This is a genomic window from Acinetobacter sp. FY731, from assembly GCF_059515905.1.
The window spans coordinates 1-18377 of the sequence record NZ_JCAKNB010000020.1; the positions used below are offsets into that span (position 1 = coordinate 1).

An 18377-nucleotide genomic window follows, 5' to 3' on the forward strand; every position below is an offset into this window, starting at 1 on the left:
TACGTAGTGCACGCATGACTTCAATACCTTTAATTGTGGCATAAGCAGTCTTCATAGATTTGAATCCTAATGTGGCCCTGATGATTCGCTTTAACTTACCATGATCACATTCAATGACATTATTTTTATACTTAATCTGCCTGTGCTCAATATCTACTGGACATTTTCCTTCTCGCTTTAATCGTGATAAAGCATGGCCATAGGTCGCTGCTTTATCTGTATTGATGACCCGTGGAATTTGCCATTTTTTCACCGTATTGAAGATCTTTCCTAGAAAACTATAGGCTGATTTACTGTTCCGTCTAGCGGAAAGGTAAAAGTCAATCGTATGACCCCATTGATCAACTGCACGATACAGGTAAGTCCATCGCCCCTTCACTTTGATATAAGTCTCATCCATATGCCATGAATGTAAATCTGTAGGATTACGCCAATACCAGCGTAACCGTTTTTCCATTTCTGGAGCATAACGCTGAACCCAACGATAAATTGTACTGTGATCCACATTTATGCCTCGTTCAGCGAGCATTTCTTGAAGTTCACGATAGCTGATGCCATATTTACAATACCAACGAACAGCCCAAAGAATGATTTCACCTTGAAAGTGCCGACCGTGGAAGGGATTCATCTGCTGTATCTCGAAATAAATAAGATATTTAGCTTATCATGTCAGCCTATTTGCAACAGTGCCCGAATAAGTGGTTGCCCTGTTTTATCGAGCAGTTTAATCGTAAATTTGCCAAGATGGCTTTTAATCCCAAGGATCTACACCGGACTGTCACTGAAACAGCCGAGGGGTTAGATGATATTTTTACCTGGCGTGAACCTCGCAGAGTCACGAAGAGTCTGACCATTACTTATGATAAATGCGTATATCTCCTGAAAAATACAGAAGAAAATCAAAGGTTGATCGGCAAGTATCTTGAGTTTCTAGAATATCCGGATGGTACTGTAGCTATCATGCATGAAGGTCGGAAGATCAATTACAGCATCTTTGATAAATTAAGTCAGCTCAACCAGCGAGAGATCGTTGAGAATAAACGTTTGGGTTCTGTGCTGGCACATATTCAACAGCAGCATGAAGAGTTGGAACAGCAAAACAAACGAAATCGTTCTCAAGCTATGCCACGTAGACGTGCACAGAAAACAGCAATTCAACAACGAAATCTGAATCCTGTGCTTGACTTGGAAGTGTCTGTATAGGACATTTCTATTTGGTTATTAGGTAGGACATTTCTACTTTGGAATAACAGAACTTGTTAGAACCCATTGATCTCGAACGTCTTGCAGAACTGCAAGACGTTGAATTTCTTTGTCAGACATAGTGATCAGCATCTATATTTTATATCCAGTCCATGGTGATAAAAACCATCATAAACCAGACATTTTTATTGGTGAGAATATAGACACTTTAAATGGGTTCTAACATTTTAACTTCGTATAACGCGTATTATGTTAATTTTAGATTTTTTAAAAAATTAGGGCATCCATGAATCCTTTAGAATTCTACTGTTTAATATTGAAAAATATGGATAAAAACCTGGCTAAGAAACTAGGTAAAATTGAGAAAAAATATACTAATGTTCCATTTGAAAATGATGAAATAGCTAAAGTTAAAATTAAATCCGAATTTGCTTCAGAAATGGGGTTTTTCGTACTTAATTCAGCAACTTCTTTAGCTGTAGATGAAGAAAACTATAATTTTGCATACTGCTTAAAAATCTTAGAACTATATCCAATTAAGAATAACGATTTTTTTTATTGGAATGAGCATATAAAGCTATTTTCAGAATTAGAAAAAAATAATTTTTTATATGAAGATGTCTGCAAACTACATGATTTTCTGGTAAATAACTTTAGCTTTAACGGTGATTTAAAGAATATTATTAGTCATGAGATGCTTAGAAATTCTGGCGTCAATATACTGCTAATTTTAATTCACTTAGATCATTTAATTTCTAAGAAGTGGGGATTCCAATCAATCTCACTAAACCAAGCATTAAAGTTTAAGTTTAAAAATAAACGACCATACTTCCCATCAAAAACTTTTACAGATTTTCTTTTATTTATCTTAAAGATAAATGCAAAGTTTGAAGCAACAAAAGGACATAAAGTCGAGATTCTGAAGACTATTCCTCCAACTAATGGTTTTGAGCAATGGTTAGATCCTTCTCTCGAAGATGAACAAATTAAAGAATTTATACAACTAATTAAAAAAGTTAGAGAAAACAGAAGACTATGCTACTTGAATGAAGTCTATGAGTTCCTAGGTCTACCTTATGGTGAGTTTAAAAATGATGAAATTTATGAACAAGTCTCAGAAGAGAATTATTTATTCCTGAAAAATGAACTTCCAGAAGATAAGTGGTTTGAAAGTATTAATGCCATAGCTGGCCTATGGTTAATATATTTTTGGCAAGACTTTTATTATAAACATTTTCAAAAAACAGCCAGCGTTTCTACGTTAGCTACATCAGAAGATTTTATCGTGATATGGGAAGCCTTCCTGAAGAAATATCCTTCAGAAGGCCAATATCTTTGGCCTTCTGAATTGATATTACAAGATAAATAAATTTTTATTTACGAGGTGGATTATTGTCTCGGCCACCACCTGATGGATTTCCAGTAGTACTAGGCCAACCTGCTGTGCTCATAGTTTTCATCCTTATTTAGATTTCGTAGGTTTATGATTAGGATTCAATTGTCGGCTACGGTTGTCCTGATTCTGCGTATGTTGAATATTATTAGGATTTTTTACTGTAGCACGTTGATCATTCGCTGTTTGTGTCATTGCTTTCTCCTTAAAATGTTTGAACATCTGACAAGGAAAGTATGGCTTCAAAAAAATATGCATTTTGCCTGAAAAACAGTAAAAAAGTTTAAATTTTAACCAAAAAAATTATGTATTTAACATAATGGTGTTATACGAAATTAATGGATGTTCGTATAAATTACTTGCATATTGTATTCGATCGAATACAATATAGTGAGAAGATAAGGAATCCTCATGATTGAAATTAAACGTCTTCCAGAATTTGATGAATGGTTGGATGGCATTAAAGACAATATGACCCGTATCCGCCTGAATCGTCGATTAGATAAGGTTCAACGTGGAAACTGGGGAGACATTAAACCTCTCCAAGATGGCGTTTGGGAAATGAGAGAATTCTTCGGTTCTGGATGGAGGATGTATTACATCCAACATGGTGACGTTGTGATTGTAATGCTTGGTGGTGGAGATAAATCAACTCAACAACAAGACATCGATCGGGCAGTCAAACTATCGAAAACATTGGAGGATTAAAATGGTTAAAGTCGCTGATTTACCAAGTTTTGATATGGCTGAGTCGCTCAAAACTGAAGAAGACATTGTGATGTATCTCAATATGGTTCTTGAAGAAAATGATCCAGCTGAATTAGCCCATGCACTTGGTGTTATTGCTAAAGCTCGTGGCATGACTCAAATCGCTAAAGAAGCAGGGATTGGGCGTGAAGCACTCTACAAAGCCCTACGTCAGGATTCAGCACCACGTTTTGATACGATTAATCGTGTAGTAAATGCTTTAGGCTTAAAACTCACAGTACAACACGCTTAAAACTTTAAAAATATAGTAAAAATGGGAGCTAAAGGCTCCCATTTTTAGATTCGTATAAGGTGTATTATGTTAATTTTAGATAAATTTACTAATACTTAAGGCTCGCAAAATTCAAATGTACTATGAATAACTAACAGCCATCTAATGTAAGCTAGATTCATTGAATATCTTTAATACAAATTCTCAAACAAATTATAGCTAAATAATTGGCTATGCCTTCACTCAATATCTTAAACAGATATTGTGGATTTTTCATTGAGCTAAACTTTATATTATTTTTTCCATCACCGAACCTATAATGGAATATTCTATTCCTTAAAGTTACAAAAAAATCAATGAGTTTGTTCATCTCAACTTCAACAATTCCATTATATTCGTCAATCTCACAAAACTGAGAACAATGAGTTTTAAAGACTTTAATAAACTTATCTTTATCGTCATACGGAGAGAAGTTAAAACTAATTTTAGTAATCAATGGATCATAAGGACTTAGAAAATCAGGATTATCTTTTATAAAATTTGAGAAAAATCCTATTTCCTTACCATCACTACCAATAGCAGTAAACATTTTCTTGAAACTTTCAAAGCTTCCAAAATAATTATTATTTATTCGGCTATATAACAGTGGAATTGCATATGAGAACCTCTCCATTATTCTATACAAGAATAAAAAAGAAGCTTCATAGTTTTTTTTGCTATATAAATGAAAGTAATAATGAAATTCCGCCAAAATATCCAAGTAAAAATTAGAGTTAGAATAATTAATTTTTGAATAGAACAATCGTGAGCTTATATTTAAATCATTACTAGCCAATAGATTACATAAAGACGAATTAAAGCTATCATTTTGTTCAATTGGAGGTATTGAAAAGTAATTGAGATTTTGAATATAAACTTTCTGCTCTACATCACAAGGGCTGATTTTCCCTAACAATAAATAAATCAAAAGAATCTGAGGGGATAGACTTCCTTCCATCCACTTTTGCTTTCTAGAAGAATGAAAATTAAGCTCTTTGTATTTGAAATACATTTTACACCCAGGTTGCCATTTCTAGAATTAAGTCATTGTTATCGTAGGTTTTATACATTTGATAATCTTTGATAAAGTTATAAACAGATAGTTTTCTTGCTTTGCCCACTTTAATCTTACTGACGTTCAAAGCTAAGAAACACTCTTCAAATCTTTTAATCTGGAAAAAGAAATCATCAATACTATTATTCAAAATATCTTCTAATGAAAATCCTACAGCAGCACAAAATCCAATGAAATTATTTGGTACTCTAAGCCAACTTGCGACAAACTGATCATCATCACTTTTATTAACTAATTCAACTACTTCGGCAAAATCTATATTTACTTCTTTATTCTCAATAATTTTAGAAGCAAGAATCTCATCCATCTTCGATTCAATTATTTTTTCATTATCAATATTAATATTTTTACTTAAAAATGACGAATATCCTTGTACAAAATCAGCCTTCTTAAAAGAGTTTGGTCCTCTTACTTTTGAGTTTGATTTCTCGGCTAATAAATTAATATCCATAGAGTTAAAGTCATAGAACAAGTCAGCAAGAATCTCTATCTGATGTCTAGCAGACATAGGACGTTGTCCATTGTTTAGTGTGATCATTCGATACAAAAACTTATCTCTTGACTTCGCAAGAATAAAATTTAGATAAATTTTTCTACTAGGATCATAGCCATCTTTTGTTGATGCTCGATGTAAAGCATTTAAGCGTTGTATACCATCAAGAATGAATGCATCACTTATATGGTCTTCAATATAATTCTGAATGTTTGTAACATCACTAGCTTCATCGTCAGAAACACTATGTATAAGAGATACAGTAATTGGAGGCATTACACATCCTTCAATAATGTCATATTCCAATCTAGAGTACAGTTTTGTATTTAATGTATTTCTCTGAATATCGAGTCTTGTTATCAATGGGTATAAGTACTCTAAGGCCTTTTCATAAGTTGTTTCGGCAAATAATACTTTTCCCTTAATAACCAAATCATCACATATCGATAAAAACTTAAATTTTGGATCTATTGAATTCATTACATTAACAACCTTTTATTATTAAATCATATAGTATTGATTAATTGAGATATTTAATAGATATTTCCTATATTTTCTCTGATTATGTGCTTATAAATTTTGAATAACCACACGCTTTGTAGACACCTTCTAGTTAGATAGCAAAAAGAATCTAGCATTTAACATAAAATCTCTTATGCGAAATTCGTTCGTTCATCAACTCAAGCGGCTATAGATAGGTATTCGCTTTATTCATCTTCTTCTTTGAATAAAGATTCGATTTCATACCAATTGGGAAATTCATACTTTTTAGGCACCACTTCAAACTGTAATTTAACACTACAGAGAACAAGTTCAAATAAGTGGAAAGAACCAGTGAAATGGCCATTCTCGATTTCTGAAATCGTTGTTTTATTGACTCCAGTTTTTTCTGAAACCATTTTCTGTGTATACCCCAATTTCTTTCTCGCTGACCTAATTTGTTCTCCAATTTCTTTTCTAGAAGCCATTTTTCATCGAACTCCAAAGCATTTTATTTGCTATATAGCGAACTTTATTCATAAAATATTTAAAGTTCGCTATATAGCAAACTTTATGCGTAAAAGTTTGAATTGCTTCTACATCACCACAGTTCAACGCATATAATGACTGGAACATCAATAACAATGCTTGCTGACCAGGCTTTGAAACAGGATCTCCCCCATATTAATTATTGCCGAGTGATCTACACCTAGAACCTGAGCAAGTTGATCCATACTGAGACCAAGTTTCTCAGCAGTACGCAGTACAGTTTTTTAAAGCACTACTTTGTTCTCGGATTTAAAATATGAATACTGTTGAAATTTCAGAAAATAAATTCCCATTCTCGGAAGCTGAATTGCTCGATAATCTAGATGAATATACAGCACATGCAGATGAAATTGCTGTGCTTACAGAATCTGAATATCATTATTGATATTGCAAACGCTCTACTCCATTTTTTCAAAAATAAATTAATTAAAACAAGTCTTAAACCCTTGCTATATAAGGATTGTAGGGTGTTTTGGAGTGATGAGTTTAAAAATTGGAGAAATCTATTTAGTATTTTCCCGGTTCTGCTTATCAATCTCATATTCGAATAACTTTTGATCCTCATATTGATGAGTAGCCAAAGCTTCTAATACCTGCATAAAAAGTTTATTTGCCTCAAAATATTCTTTTTTATGCTTCCAAACACTTTGATAAATTACAGATTTACGTACATCATCATTAAATTTTTGGTGGTGTTTCAAAAAGTATGCTGAAAAAAAACAGGTTGGCTTTTGATAAAATAGTGAGATGCAAATAACACTAGAAATCAAATGTCCAACCTGTCGAAGTGACAGTATAAAGAAAAATGGCTTCAAACTAAATGGTAAGCAAAACTATCAATGTAAAAACTGCAAGCGTCAGTTTATTGGGGATCATGCTCTTAGTTACCGAGGTTGTCATTCTGGTATAACAAATAAAATACTCCACCTGATGGTTAGAGGGGATGGTATAAGAGATATTGCAGAAACCGAGCGTGTCAGCATAGGTAAGGTTTTACGAACATTAAGTAAATCCACTTATAAAATTCGCCCTAAGCAAAATTATTATGAATCTATTGAGGTTGATGAGTTTTGGACTTTTGTAGGAAATAAAAAGAATAAACAATGGCTTATTTACGCATACCATAGAGAAACAGGTGAAATTGTTGCTTATGTTTGGGGTAAACGAGATCTGGCGACAGTCCAACGATTGAAGGCAAAGTTAAAGCAATTAGGTGTTCACTACACCCGAATTTCAAGTGATCACTGGGATAGTTTTGTGACTGCCTTTAAAAACTGTAAGCAAAGTATTGGTAAGTTTTTTACTGTAGGTATTGAAGGAAATAATTGTAAAATAAGGCATCGAATTAGACGTAGTTTTAGGAAAAGTTGTAATTTTTCGAAAAAGCTTGAAAACCATTTTAAAGCCTTCGACTTAACCTTCTTTTATATCAATAATGGCTTCATTTAATTTCAGCATACTTTTGGAAACACCACCTTTTATTTAAGTTAGGCTACTTGACCTAACGGGTTCATCTTATCATAGTAGATTGCTTCAAACTCTTTACTGATAAAGATTTATGGAAACTCGTAGATGAACCGTACCGGGTCAGTGTTCCACAGTTTTCATAAGATAAATAATTATAGTCGCCAATTTCAACTGAGTTCCTCTCCGGCTTTTAAATAGCGGTATACCGCTTGGCGGCTAATTCCAAATGCCTGGCCTAATGCCATTTTTGAAGGATACTGCCCTTCCTTCCATGCTTGTCGCAAAGCTTCAGCTTTATCAGGCTTCAATTTATGTACCCGGCCTTTGTACTTCCCTTGAACAGAGGCGAGTTTAATTCCTTCCTTTTGCCTTTCCAGAATGATTTCACGTTCAAATTGCGCAAAAGCACCCATCAGTTGCAGCATCAAATTATCCATCGGCGTGGATTGGGCAGTAAAAGTAATATTCTCTTTTACAAACTGGATAGCGATCCCTCTTTTGACCAGTTTATCTACTTCAGTGACCAAATCTTTTAGACTTCGTGCAAAACGATCCATGGAATGTACAATCACCCTGTCCCCTTCCCGGACATAGTTCAACATTTCTTGAAATTTCGGTCGGTCGGTATTTTTACCCGAAGCACGGTCAACAAAAATCCGGTCGACTTCAATTCCCTCAAGTTGACGCCCTGTATTTTGCTCGACCGAACTCACTCGCACATAACCTACTTTTTGGCCTTTCACTCTTTCACGCCCCAATTAGATAAAAATGAACAATTTCGTAAATTATAAATCTTAAATATCAAAGTTACATGTTATATATGGTTAAAAATCATTTAAATGTTACATAGTTTTAAGAACTTTTATATTGTTACTTTAGGGTTTACTCTAAATTTACATATTTAAATAACGAGTTTTTTCTCACTCATAAGAATTTGCAAGAATATATATACACTTATTGGCATTGAGTAATTTAAATAAAATCAATATACGTATTTGCATATATATGGAAATTCATATATAAATATATCTGAGTTTCTAATAGCAGAGTCAGTCAAAATGTTCTCAACCATAAAGATTTATCACAATCCTGAGTGTGGTACATCAAGGAATACCTTAGCTTTAATTCAAAATACAGGAATTGAACCAACCGTTATTGAATATCTAATTACCCCACCTTCGAAAGCAGAATTAATTGAACTTATTCGTAGTTCTGGTTTAACTGTTAGAGAAGCAATTCGTAAAAATGTACCTCCATATTCTGATTTAGAAATTGATCGGGAAGATTGGTCTGATGAACAGCTTTTAAACTTTATGCTTCAACATCCCATTTTGATTAACCGCCCATTTGTTGTTACTGATTTAGGTACACGTTTGTGTCGTCCTTCTGAAGTTGTTTTGGATATTCTCCCGTCACCTCAAAAAGGCGCATTTAGCAAAGAAGATGGTGAAAAAATTATTGATGAAAATGGCCAAAGAATTAAATAGCACTTTCTCATCTCTTGAATGGAAAGAATGTGAAGAAGACTTATATGGATCAAGTTAATTTTTTTAAATGCTTATCAGATGAAACACGTCTCAATATAGTGACATTAATTGTTGAAAATAAAGAACTATGTGTGTGTGATTTGACTGAAAAACTACAACTCAGTCAACCTAAAATTTCCAGGCATTTAGCCCTCTTACGTGCTTCAGGGCTACTTCAAGATCGCAGACAAGGCCAATGGGTTTACTACAGTATCAATCCAAAATTGGCCGACTGGTGTTATGAAATTTTAGATATTTTGAAGACGGTTCAATCTCAATCAAAGCCGGATGATCAACACCCCCTTTCTGTAAATAGTTATTGTGAGTAATTCAATGAAATTTTTATTTTTATGTACTGGAAATAGCTGCCGTAGCATTTTGTCTGAAGTTTTGTTTAATAGCCGAGCACCAGAAGGTTGGAAAGCCTATAGCGCTGGGAGTAAGCCTTCAGGTCAAGTTCACCCGCTAACTTTAGAATCCCTTGAAAACTTAGGATTATCTACCGAAGGTTTATGGAGTAAAACAATTAATGATTGTGAACAATATCAACCTGATGTTGTGATCACAGTATGTGATTCTGCTGCTCAAGAAGCATGTCCACTTTATTTGGGTGGAGCAATCAAGGCACATTGGGGCTTGGCTGATCCTTCACACTTAGACGTGAATAAAGAAGAAAAAATGAAAGCCTTTATGAGCACTGTTGAACATATCAATCGTCGCTTAGATGTTTTATTTAAACTTAATGTAGATAAACTATCTCGCTCAGAATTGATTGCAGCAATTAATCAAATTTCGAACGTTGAGTAAGTGAAATGTCTGAAAAACGCTTATCTTTTTTAGATCGCAACCTGACGCTATGGATTTTTATTGCCATGGCCTTAGGCATTGCCATCGGAAACTTCTTTCCTCAGGCTTCTGTCGCACTCGATAAATTAAGCATTGATTCAGTGAATATTCCAATCGCGATTGGTCTTATTCTAATGATGTATCCACCACTGGCAAAAGTGAACTATGCGACTTTGCCACAAGTGTTTAAGGATAAGAAAACCCTTACTTTATCCTTAGTACAAAACTGGCTGATCGCGCCAGTACTTATGTTTGCCCTGGCAATCATATTTTTACATAGTTATCCAGAATATATGACCGGTGTCATCCTGATTGGTCTTGCTCGATGTATTGCCATGGTTCTGGTGTGGAATGGCTTGGCCTGTGGTGATAATCAATATGTTGCAGCATTAGTTGCCTTTAACAGCATTTTCCAGATTCTATTTTTCAGTACCTATGCCTGGTTATTCCTGACCTTCCTGCCACCCTATTTTGGTGTCGCTTCGCAGGTCATTAATGTCGATTTCTGGACCATCACCCATGCTGTTCTGGTTTATCTTGGTATTCCGTTCTTATTAGGTTTCTTAACGCGATGGATTTTGGTGAAACAGAAAGGCGTGGAATGGTATGAAACCAAGTTCATTCCGAAAATCAGTCCGCTGAGTTTAATGGCTTTGCTGTTCACCATTCTGGCCATGTTTAGCCTAAAAGGCGGTGATGTCGTGAGTCTTCCGCTTGAAGTTTTACGCATCGCGATTCCTTTAACCATTTACTTCGTTTTAATGTTCTTCATCAGTTTCTTTATGAGTAAATGGATGGGCAATGACTATCCTAAGACCACAGCAATTGCATTTACCGCAGCGGGGAATAATTTTGAATTATCACTTGCAGTAGCGATTGCAACTTTTGGTATCGCGTCCCCTGTTGCTTTTACCACGATTATTGGCCCACTGGTCGAAGTTCCTGTGTTGATTGCCTTGGTGAGTGTTTCACTCTGGCTGAGAAAGAAAGTTTTTAAAGAGGCCTAACTCTATGAATCTCCCAAATGTAGATCTAAATCTTCTTGAGCAACCCACCTTTGAAAAAGTTCAAGCCAAAGAACTTGCTCATCCTCCGCGAATTTTGCTGCTGTATGGCTCTAATCGAGAACGTTCTTACAGTCGCCTTGCAGTTCTTGAAGCCGGTCGAATCCTTGAGCATTTTGGGGCGGAAATAAAAATCTTTCATCCTAAAGGGCTTCCTTTACCAGAAGATGCGGATACTGAGCATCCAAAAGTAAAAGAGTTGCATGAGCTTTTAGCATGGTCAGAAGGCATGGTCTGGTGTTCACCTGAACGCCATGGTTCTATGAGTTCCATCTTTAAATCTCAAATCGACTGGATTCCACTGGCAGGAGGGGCAATCCGTGCAACCCAAGGTAAAACTCTTGCCTTGATGCAAGTCAGTGGCGGATCACAGTCCTTTAACAGCCTGAACCAGATGCGTATTTTGGGGCGGTGGATGCGGATGATCACCATTCCAAATCAGTCTTCAGTTCCAAAAGCTTTTTTGGAGTTTGAAGAAGATGGACGAATGAAACCTTCGGCTTTCTATGACCGGATTGTGGATGTGATGGAAGAGTTATTTAAGTTCACCCTACTGACTCGTGGACAAAGCAAATACCTGACAGATCGTTATTCAGAACGTAAGGAATCAGCTGAAGAATTATCTAAACGTGTCAATCAGCGCAGTTTGTAAGCTGCCAGGTGATCTTAAATGCAAAAGAGACATTCTAAATTAATCATTCTTGGCTCAGGTCCTGCGGGTTACAGCGCTGCGGTATATGCAGCACGGGCTAATCTTAAACCCACTTTAGTTGCAGGCTTACAACTCGGTGGTCAATTAACCACGACCACTGAAGTCGATAACTGGCCGGGTGATCCAGAAGGTTTAACAGGCCCCGCACTCATGGAACGTATGCAAGCGCATGCGGAACGTTTTGGCACCGAAATCGTCTATGACCATATCAGTAAAGTGGATTTAAGCGTTCGTCCATTCGTGCTGAAAGGCGATATGGAAGAACTCACCTGTGATGCCCTGATTATTGCCACAGGTGCAACGGCACAATACTTAGGTCTTGAGTCTGAAGCCAAATTCATGGGGCAAGGTGTAAGTGCCTGTGCAACTTGTGACGGTTTCTTCTATAAGAACCAGAAGGTGATGGTTGTAGGCGGTGGTAACACTGCGGTTGAAGAGGCGCTTTACCTGTCTAATATTGCAGCTCACGTGACTTTAGTACATCGCCGAGATTCATTGCGTTCTGAAAAAATTCTACAAGACCATCTTTTTGCAAAACAGAAAGAAGGCAAAATTAGCATTCTTTGGAACAATCAAGTGGATGAAGTGTTAGGCGATAACACCGGAGTAACTGGAGTGCGTTTAAAATCCACTGTAGATGGATCAAAGCAAGATATTGAGGTACAGGGTTTATTCGTGGCAATTGGTCACAAACCAAATACTGAGATGTTTTCAGCGCAACTTGAGTTACGTGATGGCTATATTCAGATCCAAAGCGGAACAGCGGGGAATGCCACTGCTACTTCAGTGCCAGGTGTATTCGCTGCCGGTGATGTGGCTGATTCAGTTTATCGCCAAGCGATTACTTCAGCAGGCTCCGGTTGTATGGCTGCATTAGATGCTGAAAAATATCTTGATAGTTTAAGTTGATTTTGATGTTGTCATAAAAATATAGTGAATATTGTAAAAGCCCAGTCTTCAGGATTGGGTTTTTATATTAAAGAAAAAATAAAAGGGGACAAGGCTTTGAATCAGAAACAGACGGAAACTGATGTCATCATTATCGGTGGTGGACAGGCAGCTTTATCTACAGCTTATTTTTTAAAGCGAAAAAAAATACCATTTATTATTTTAGATGATCAAAATCAAGCAGGTGGAGCCTGGTTACATGCTTGGAATTCTTTGCGTCTGTTTTCACCGAATAGCTGGAGTTCCTTACCAGGTTGGGTTATGCCGAATACAGAACAAACGTATCCGACCAAGAAAGAAGTTATTGAATACTTGCAGCAATATGAGCAGCGTTACCACTTTCCGATTATTCGTCCTGTATATGTTGATCACGTCAAAAGCGAAGGAGAAGTATTGAGTGTGCATGCAGGTGAACAGACATGGAGAGCCAAGGCTGTAATCAGTGCAACGGGCACCTGGAGTCATCCTTATATCCCATCTTACCCTGGCCAAGAAAATTTCAAAGGTCTGCAATTACACTCCGCCCATTATCAAAATGCAGAACTTTTTAAAGATAAGCACGTCATGATAGTCGGTGGTGGAAATTCTGGAGCACAAATTTTGGCTGAAGTTTCCCAAGTGGCAGACACTCTTTGGATCACGCCAACACCTCCTCAATTTTTAGCAGATGATGTTGATGGCCGTGTACTGTTTTTACGTGCGACAGAGCGTTTAAAGGCACAATTAGAAGGCCGTACAATAGATCAGCCTGTTGGCGGTCTGGGTGATATTGTCATGATTGATTCAGTCAAAGATGCACGTGCACGAGGCGTTTTACATAGTGAGCGCCCATTTTCGGTTTTTACGGAAAATGGCGTGATTTGGGAAGATGGATCTTTTCAACAGGTTGATGCAGTGATTTGGTGTACTGGATTTAAAGCGACTTTAGACCATTTAAAGCCACTTGGAATAGTAGAGGAAAATAATACGATACTGGTTGAAGGAAGCAGATCAGTCAAACAATCTAACCTATGGTTAGTAGGATATGGTGAATGGACCGGACCTGGTTCAGCGACACTGGTGGGTGTTTCAAGGGCAGCGAGAGCCACAGTGGATGAAATCGTTGCTTATCTACACGAAGTTGATACTAAAAATTCTTTAGAAAAATAAGCTATCTACTCCCTTAGATGATTTTAAAGCCAATTCTTTTACTTTCATGCTTCAGCTATATCAGGTGAGTTAAAGTAATTCCATTTTCATAATTTTAGTCGCCCTACCTAATTATAAATACCAAGCCTTGAATAGATAAAAAATCTATTCAAGGCTTTAGTGTCATCTCAATAAAAGTACAGGTTTTATTGAGCTTGACAACAATTTGGTCGTCGTACTCCCAATAAAAAACTGGCGTATCTTTGAGTGACCATATGCACCAACCACCATCATATCAATAGCGTTTTTCTCTTGGTAATCTAATATTGATTTATCGACATCACCTTCAAGTACGATATCAATTACATTAAAACCATTATTTGCAAGCAGCTCTTTTGCCCAAGTAACTTGAGATGTCATATCACTATTTGGCTTACCAACATATACCACATGAGCTGTCAGGGTTTTTAATAAAGGACTATTTGCAATTTTGTCTACACAAATACGTGCAGTAGGACTTCCATCAAAAGCAATTAAAAAAGACTTAGGTGGACTAAAGGGTGCAGATGTTATTAATACGGGTTTATGAAGGGCACGAACAACATTTTCAATATGGGTTCCAACTTTACTGGAATCATGCTCGGTTTCAGTTCCATGCTTCCCCATAATAAGAACTCGAATGTCTTCTTCCATTCCCATAATTGTTTCTAAAAGACTGCCATGGCGTTGAAAACTTTGAGCATCAATAGAGAACTTCTCCAATAGATAATTCTTTGCTTCCCGAAGAAGAATCTGACCATGCTCTAGCTCAATTTTCCCCTTACGTTCTTCGAGTTCAACTAACTCGTTTAGCAAGGTTTCTCGACTTCCTAGACCAATTGCGCCACTTAAATCTTGTGGGGCTTTCGCTTTTGGCTTATCAATGACATGCAATAGTTTAATAGGTGAACTAAGTTTATCGCTAAACCAAGCTGCATAATCACACACAGTATTTGTTACTAATGATCCATCAATACATGCAATAATTTTTGACATTTTTCATCCCTCTTAGTGGCTATTTAAGCGATCTAAAGCATCTGGTTTGTCGTGGATACCAAACTTATCAACTAATGTTTTACTAGCTTCATTCATTCCAATAAGTTCGACTTCTGTGCCTTCACGTCTAAACTTAATGACCACTTTATCTACGGCAGCGACCGCAGACACATCCCAGAAGTGAGCCTGACTAACATCAATCACAACTTTTGAAAGTGCTTCTTTGAAATCAAATGCAGAAGTAAATTTATCTGCTGAGCTGAAGAACACTTGACCTGTTACCGTATAAATACGGGTATTTTCAGGTTCATTAAATTCGGACTGAATTGCCATGTAGCGTTCAATTTTATTGGCAAAAAATAATGCAGAAAGAAGTACACCGACTAATACGCCATAAGCCAAGTTATGTGTTGCAACGACCACGACGACTGTAACGATCATCACGATATTGCTAGAAACTGGATATTGGCGAATATTTCGTAATGAATCCCAGTTAAATGTTCCGATTGCTACCATGATCATGACCGCAACCAGTGCAGCCATTGGAATGACTTTGAGCCAGTCACTGATAAACACCACCATAATTAACAGGAAGACCCCAGCACTAAATGATGATAAACGGGTACGTCCACCAGATTTCACATTAATAATGGATTGACCAATCATGGCACAGCCTGCCATTCCGCCTAAGAAGCCAGAAGCGACATTGGCAACACCTTGTCCTTTACACTCACGGTTTTTATCACTATTGGTATCGGTTAAATCATCCACAATTGTTGCGGTCATCATAGATTCAAGCAAACCGACGGCTGCTAATCCCAGTGAATAAGGCAAAATAATAGCTAAAGTTTCAAGATTTAAAGGAATATCAGGAAGTAAGAAAATTGGTAGCGTATCTGGTAATTGCCCCATATCGCCTACGGTTCTTACATCTAAACCAATGAACAAGGCAAAGAGCGTAAGGAGGACAATACAAATGAGAGGAGAGGGTAAAAGCTTCCCTATCACTGGGATATAAGGGAATAGATAAATAATAGCTAAACCTCCAACTGTCATCGCATAGACATGCCATGTCACATTGGTGAGTTCAGGCAATTGAGCCATAAAAATTAGAATAGCTAAGGCATTCACAAAGCCAATCACGACTGACTTTGATACAAACCGCATCAGAGCACCTAATTTTAGATAACCTGCTAGGATTTGAATAAATCCTGTCAAAATTGTGGCTGCTAATAAGTATTGCAGACCATGCTCTTTAACCAGTGTGACCATTAATAAAGCCATTGCACCAGTTGCAGCAGAAATCATACCAGGGCGACCACCTACGAAAGCAATCACGACTGCAATACAGAATGAAGCATATAGCCCGACTTTAGGGTCGACACCTGCAATGATGGAGAAGGCAATTGCTTCAGGAATTAGAGCCAAAGCAACAACAATACCCGCAAGAACATCCCCGCGAATATTGGAGAACCATTGTTCTCGAATAGTGGATAACATGAAAATAGCCTATTTTTTTAAATTTTAGGAAAGGCTAGTGATGTGATATATGACACACAAGCTACTACACCACATCACTAGACAGTGATGAGTTATTTACTGAATTAAGAGGTAAATAAACTTATGGTGGCGTAAGTGTCATATTAAGAAAGATATCTATTTTGGAGGATTTCGGGGGCAATGATAGCAGCTAGGTCCTTTTATATCCACCCTAGCCGCAATTTGAAAGAAAATATAGGACACTTCTGCAAATAAAAATTTGAGTCAATGATGTTCCCTTGAAGAAATGGATTTGAACAACCATCAAAAATAGCAGTTAAAGACAGCTACTTTTATTTTGTACATGCTTATTTTATTGGGATTGCGCTTAAGTGATATAAATTTTACAAAGGGTAGATAAAAATTGATACTTTTTCTTAGATCAACACTTTAGTGTAACTTTAGAGCATGGTCTAAAGTAACGAAATGAATATTCTGCTCCCGATAGAAACAACCGTACTAAGGGAGAGATTTTTTTGATGTGCCGGTGCCGACCCTTACCAGAAGGCACTGTTGCAAATAACCACGAATAGTAAGCTGAATACTCTTTTAGCTAAAGGTGCAGCATATGAATCCCTTCCATAAAATTTAGGCTTGTATACCCAGAAAAAGGGGCACTGTTGCAAATAGTGATTTGAGGGCACTGTTGCATGCACAGGCTGAACAGATTTGGATTTCCATGCAGTCTGGTTGCCTGGTGATTGAAGATAATGGCCAGCAACTTACAGCAGAAGATATTCAACATTTAGGACAACGCTTCTGGCGCAAATCTGCTCAGCAGCATGGCCATGGTTTAGGACTGCCATTAACTGCTAACCTGTTAAAACAATATGGCTATCAGCTCTCTTTCAATGCCCGTCGACCCTATGGTGGGCTCAGCATTGAAATAAAGTACAGCGTGTCTAAGCGTGACATGCAAGCTTAGGGATATCCAGCCATACGGCTGTTGGAAAATACCGGGTCAGATACTCCTTTAAATATTGAATGGTATCCATCGCAATCGTTTGATCCTGGTGGTCATCAGCATGGTTAAATGCCACAGCATAAAGCGTGACTTCACGTTGTTTGAGTAGCTCCAGACGGCACTGTTGCAAATAGTGATTTGAGTCGATGATGTTCCCTTTAAAAAGTGCTTAGAGACCGAAAACCCTGTTGATTAGACACACTTCACCCTGAGGCTGACCATAATAAAATGACGATGCTTGTCCTTTACGTAGTGCACGCATGACTTCAATACCTTTAATTGTGGCATAAGCAGTCTTCATAGATTTGAATCCTAATGTGGCCCTGATGATTCGCTTTAACTTACCATGATCACATTCAATGACATTATTTTTATACTTAATCTGCCTGTGCTCAATATCTACTGGACATTTTCCTTCTCGCTTTAATCGTGATAAAGCATGGCCATAGGTCGCTGCTTTATCTGTATTGATGACCCGTGGAATTTGCCATTTTTTCACCGTATTGAAGATCTTTCCTAGAAAACTATAGGCTGATTTACTGTTCCGTCTAGCGGAAAGGTAAAAGTCAATCGTATGACCCCATTGATCAACTGCACGATACAGGTAAGTCCATCGCCCCTTCACTTTGATATAAGTCTCATCCATATGCCATGAATGTAAATCTGTAGGATTACGCCAATACCAGCGTAACCGTTTTTCCATTTCTGGAGCATAACGCTGAACCCAACGATAAATTGTACTGTGATCCACATTTATGCCTCGTTCAGCGAGCATTTCTTGAAGTTCACGATAGCTGATGCCATATTTACAATACCAACGAACAGCCCAAAGAATGATTTCACCTTGAAAGTGCCGACCGTGGAAGGGATTCATCTGCTGTATCTCGAAATAAATAAGATATTTAGCTTATCATGTCAGCCTATTTGCAACAGTGCC

At 37.1% G+C, this 18377-nt stretch carries 21 protein-coding genes and 2 pseudogenes; 14 read left to right on the plus strand and 9 right to left on the minus strand.

Annotated elements, in window-relative coordinates; genetic code table 11:
• On the minus strand, nucleotides 1-628 hold a 628-nt coding region (locus AC5YC8_RS13505; RefSeq protein WP_496120276.1), incomplete at its 3' end, for an IS6-like element IS1008 family transposase.
• A gap of 65 nt (nucleotides 629-693) precedes the next feature.
• Between AC5YC8_RS13505 and AC5YC8_RS13510 the strand changes: the two are divergent.
• A pseudogene (locus AC5YC8_RS13510) lies at nucleotides 694-1203 on the plus strand (ISNCY family transposase); the annotation flags it as partial.
• 286 nt (nucleotides 1204-1489) lie between these two features.
• A complete protein-coding gene (locus AC5YC8_RS13515) occupies nucleotides 1490-2572 on the plus strand; it encodes a hypothetical protein (RefSeq protein ID WP_496120379.1) in 1083 nt (360 codons plus the stop codon).
• Between the two features lie 93 nt (nucleotides 2573-2665).
• On the opposite strand, the gene AC5YC8_RS13520 is transcribed toward AC5YC8_RS13515, so the two are convergent.
• On the minus strand, nucleotides 2666-2791 hold the full coding sequence (locus tag AC5YC8_RS13520; protein ID WP_419339385.1) for a hypothetical protein: 126 nt from the start codon (nucleotides 2789-2791) through the stop codon (nucleotides 2666-2668).
• A 216-nt stretch (nucleotides 2792-3007) separates the two neighbouring features.
• Between AC5YC8_RS13520 and AC5YC8_RS13525 the strand changes: the two genes are divergently transcribed.
• Nucleotides 3008-3304 carry a type II toxin-antitoxin system RelE/ParE family toxin gene (locus tag AC5YC8_RS13525; RefSeq protein ID WP_004647749.1) on the plus strand — a complete coding sequence of 99 codons (297 nt, stop codon included), beginning with the start codon at nucleotides 3008-3010 and terminating at the stop codon, nucleotides 3302-3304.
• Nucleotide 3305: 1 nt separating this feature from the next.
• Nucleotides 3306-3596, plus strand: a complete 291-nt coding sequence (locus AC5YC8_RS13530; RefSeq protein ID WP_004969304.1) for an addiction module antidote protein — start codon at nucleotides 3306-3308, stop codon at nucleotides 3594-3596.
• Between the two features lie 157 nt (nucleotides 3597-3753).
• Here the strand turns inward: AC5YC8_RS13530 and AC5YC8_RS13535 are convergent, their stop codons facing one another.
• The 3 genes from AC5YC8_RS13535 to AC5YC8_RS13545 form a co-directional block, all read right to left on the minus strand.
• A complete protein-coding gene (locus AC5YC8_RS13535; RefSeq protein ID WP_496164867.1) occupies nucleotides 3754-4626 on the minus strand; it encodes a hypothetical protein in 873 nt (290 codons plus the stop codon).
• 1 nt (nucleotide 4627) lies between these two features.
• Entirely contained in the window at nucleotides 4628-5662 is a 1035-nt protein-coding gene (locus tag AC5YC8_RS13540) for a hypothetical protein (protein WP_496120374.1), read from the minus strand.
• A gap of 227 nt (nucleotides 5663-5889) precedes the next feature.
• On the minus strand, nucleotides 5890-6150 hold the full coding sequence (locus AC5YC8_RS13545; protein ID WP_496120372.1) for a helix-turn-helix domain-containing protein: 261 nt from the start codon (nucleotides 6148-6150) through the stop codon (nucleotides 5890-5892).
• 317 nt (nucleotides 6151-6467) lie between these two features.
• Here AC5YC8_RS13545 and AC5YC8_RS13550 point away from each other — a divergent pair, with 317 nt between their 5' ends.
• Together AC5YC8_RS13550 and AC5YC8_RS13555 are read left to right on the plus strand one after the other, a co-directional pair.
• Complete coding sequence (locus AC5YC8_RS13550; RefSeq protein ID WP_496120371.1) at nucleotides 6468-6596, plus strand: hypothetical protein; 129 nt, start codon at nucleotides 6468-6470, stop codon at nucleotides 6594-6596.
• A 362-nt stretch (nucleotides 6597-6958) separates the two neighbouring features.
• Nucleotides 6959-7660: an IS1 family transposase gene (locus AC5YC8_RS13555; RefSeq protein WP_496120367.1), complete on the plus strand. Its 702-nt coding sequence runs from the start codon at nucleotides 6959-6961 to the stop codon at nucleotides 7658-7660.
• A 185-nt stretch (nucleotides 7661-7845) separates the two neighbouring features.
• Here AC5YC8_RS13555 and AC5YC8_RS13560 read toward each other — a convergent pair whose 3' ends face one another.
• Nucleotides 7846-8421 (minus strand): recombinase family protein, encoded by a 576-nt coding sequence (locus tag AC5YC8_RS13560; protein ID WP_075316580.1) that lies wholly within the window; start codon nucleotides 8419-8421, stop codon nucleotides 7846-7848.
• A gap of 315 nt (nucleotides 8422-8736) precedes the next feature.
• Between AC5YC8_RS13560 and arsC the strand changes: the two genes are divergently transcribed.
• From arsC to AC5YC8_RS13595, 7 genes are all read left to right on the plus strand, one after another.
• Nucleotides 8737-9165 carry an arsenate reductase (glutaredoxin) gene (gene arsC, locus AC5YC8_RS13565; RefSeq protein WP_496120364.1) on the plus strand — a complete coding sequence of 143 codons (429 nt, stop codon included), beginning with the start codon at nucleotides 8737-8739 and terminating at the stop codon, nucleotides 9163-9165.
• A gap of 44 nt (nucleotides 9166-9209) precedes the next feature.
• Nucleotides 9210-9533: a metalloregulator ArsR/SmtB family transcription factor gene (locus AC5YC8_RS13570; RefSeq protein ID WP_031380724.1), complete on the plus strand. Its 324-nt coding sequence runs from the start codon at nucleotides 9210-9212 to the stop codon at nucleotides 9531-9533.
• A gap of 4 nt (nucleotides 9534-9537) precedes the next feature.
• A complete protein-coding gene (locus tag AC5YC8_RS13575; protein WP_031380725.1) occupies nucleotides 9538-10011 on the plus strand; it encodes an arsenate reductase ArsC in 474 nt (157 codons plus the stop codon).
• Nucleotides 10012-10016: 5 nt separating this feature from the next.
• Nucleotides 10017-11057 carry an ACR3 family arsenite efflux transporter gene (gene arsB / locus AC5YC8_RS13580; protein WP_004644740.1) on the plus strand — a complete coding sequence of 347 codons (1041 nt, stop codon included), beginning with the start codon at nucleotides 10017-10019 and terminating at the stop codon, nucleotides 11055-11057.
• 4 nt (nucleotides 11058-11061) lie between these two features.
• The gene (gene arsH / locus AC5YC8_RS13585) at nucleotides 11062-11766 is read left to right on the plus strand and encodes an arsenical resistance protein ArsH (protein ID WP_004644739.1); all 705 of its coding nucleotides are present in this window, start codon (nucleotides 11062-11064) and stop codon (nucleotides 11764-11766) included.
• 18 nt (nucleotides 11767-11784) lie between these two features.
• Complete coding sequence (gene trxB, locus AC5YC8_RS13590; RefSeq protein ID WP_031380726.1) at nucleotides 11785-12735, plus strand: thioredoxin-disulfide reductase; 951 nt, start codon at nucleotides 11785-11787, stop codon at nucleotides 12733-12735.
• 96 nt (nucleotides 12736-12831) lie between these two features.
• Nucleotides 12832-13923, plus strand: a complete 1092-nt coding sequence (locus AC5YC8_RS13595) for an ArsO family NAD(P)H-dependent flavin-containing monooxygenase (RefSeq protein WP_425265714.1) — start codon at nucleotides 12832-12834, stop codon at nucleotides 13921-13923.
• 162 nt (nucleotides 13924-14085) lie between these two features.
• On the opposite strand, the gene AC5YC8_RS13600 is transcribed toward AC5YC8_RS13595, so the two are convergent.
• Both AC5YC8_RS13600 and AC5YC8_RS13605 read right to left on the minus strand, forming a co-directional pair.
• Nucleotides 14086-14937: a universal stress protein gene (locus AC5YC8_RS13600; protein ID WP_496120360.1), complete on the minus strand. Its 852-nt coding sequence runs from the start codon at nucleotides 14935-14937 to the stop codon at nucleotides 14086-14088.
• 12 nt (nucleotides 14938-14949) lie between these two features.
• Nucleotides 14950-16437, minus strand: coding sequence for a SulP family inorganic anion transporter (locus AC5YC8_RS13605; protein ID WP_004870779.1), 1488 nt, complete (start codon nucleotides 16435-16437; stop codon nucleotides 14950-14952).
• Between the two features lie 679 nt (nucleotides 16438-17116).
• On the opposite strand from AC5YC8_RS13605, the pseudogene AC5YC8_RS13610 reads away from it, so the two are divergent.
• Nucleotides 17117-17401, plus strand: a pseudogene (locus tag AC5YC8_RS13610) (ATP-binding protein); the annotation flags it as partial.
• A 208-nt stretch (nucleotides 17402-17609) separates the two neighbouring features.
• On the opposite strand, the gene AC5YC8_RS13615 reads toward AC5YC8_RS13610, so the two are convergent.
• A complete protein-coding gene (locus AC5YC8_RS13615; RefSeq protein WP_496120262.1) occupies nucleotides 17610-18314 on the minus strand; it encodes an IS6-like element IS1008 family transposase in 705 nt (234 codons plus the stop codon).
• Nucleotides 18315-18377: the final 63 nt, after the last annotated feature.

Excerpts from the sequence above, each read along its gene's own strand:
- AC5YC8_RS13515 (WP_496120379.1), top strand. The coding sequence starts at position 1,490 with ATGAATCCTTTAGAATTCTACTGTTTAATATTGAAAAATATGGATAAA.
- AC5YC8_RS13520 (WP_419339385.1), bottom strand. The coding sequence starts at position 2,791 with ATGACACAAACAGCGAATGATCAACGTGCTACAGTAAAAAATCCTAAT.
- AC5YC8_RS13525 (WP_004647749.1), top strand. The coding sequence starts at position 3,008 with ATGATTGAAATTAAACGTCTTCCAGAATTTGATGAATGGTTGGATGGC.
- AC5YC8_RS13530 (WP_004969304.1), top strand. The coding sequence starts at position 3,306 with ATGGTTAAAGTCGCTGATTTACCAAGTTTTGATATGGCTGAGTCGCTC.
- AC5YC8_RS13535 (WP_496164867.1), bottom strand. The coding sequence starts at position 4,626 with ATGTATTTCAAATACAAAGAGCTTAATTTTCATTCTTCTAGAAAGCAA.
- AC5YC8_RS13540 (WP_496120374.1), bottom strand. The coding sequence starts at position 5,662 with ATGAATTCAATAGATCCAAAATTTAAGTTTTTATCGATATGTGATGAT.
- AC5YC8_RS13545 (WP_496120372.1), bottom strand. The coding sequence starts at position 6,150 with ATGGCTTCTAGAAAAGAAATTGGAGAACAAATTAGGTCAGCGAGAAAG.
- AC5YC8_RS13550 (WP_496120371.1), top strand. The coding sequence starts at position 6,468 with ATGAATACTGTTGAAATTTCAGAAAATAAATTCCCATTCTCGGAAGCT.
- AC5YC8_RS13555 (WP_496120367.1), top strand. The coding sequence starts at position 6,959 with ATGCAAATAACACTAGAAATCAAATGTCCAACCTGTCGAAGTGACAGT.
- arsC (WP_496120364.1), top strand. The coding sequence starts at position 8,737 with ATGTTCTCAACCATAAAGATTTATCACAATCCTGAGTGTGGTACATCA.
- AC5YC8_RS13570 (WP_031380724.1), top strand. The coding sequence starts at position 9,210 with ATGGATCAAGTTAATTTTTTTAAATGCTTATCAGATGAAACACGTCTC.
- AC5YC8_RS13575 (WP_031380725.1), top strand. The coding sequence starts at position 9,538 with ATGAAATTTTTATTTTTATGTACTGGAAATAGCTGCCGTAGCATTTTG.
- arsB (WP_004644740.1), top strand. The coding sequence starts at position 10,017 with ATGTCTGAAAAACGCTTATCTTTTTTAGATCGCAACCTGACGCTATGG.
- arsH (WP_004644739.1), top strand. The coding sequence starts at position 11,062 with ATGAATCTCCCAAATGTAGATCTAAATCTTCTTGAGCAACCCACCTTT.
- trxB (WP_031380726.1), top strand. The coding sequence starts at position 11,785 with ATGCAAAAGAGACATTCTAAATTAATCATTCTTGGCTCAGGTCCTGCG.
- AC5YC8_RS13600 (WP_496120360.1), bottom strand. The coding sequence starts at position 14,937 with ATGTCAAAAATTATTGCATGTATTGATGGATCATTAGTAACAAATACT.
- AC5YC8_RS13605 (WP_004870779.1), bottom strand. The coding sequence starts at position 16,437 with ATGTTATCCACTATTCGAGAACAATGGTTCTCCAATATTCGCGGGGAT.
- AC5YC8_RS13615 (WP_496120262.1), bottom strand. The coding sequence starts at position 18,314 with ATGAATCCCTTCCACGGTCGGCACTTTCAAGGTGAAATCATTCTTTGG.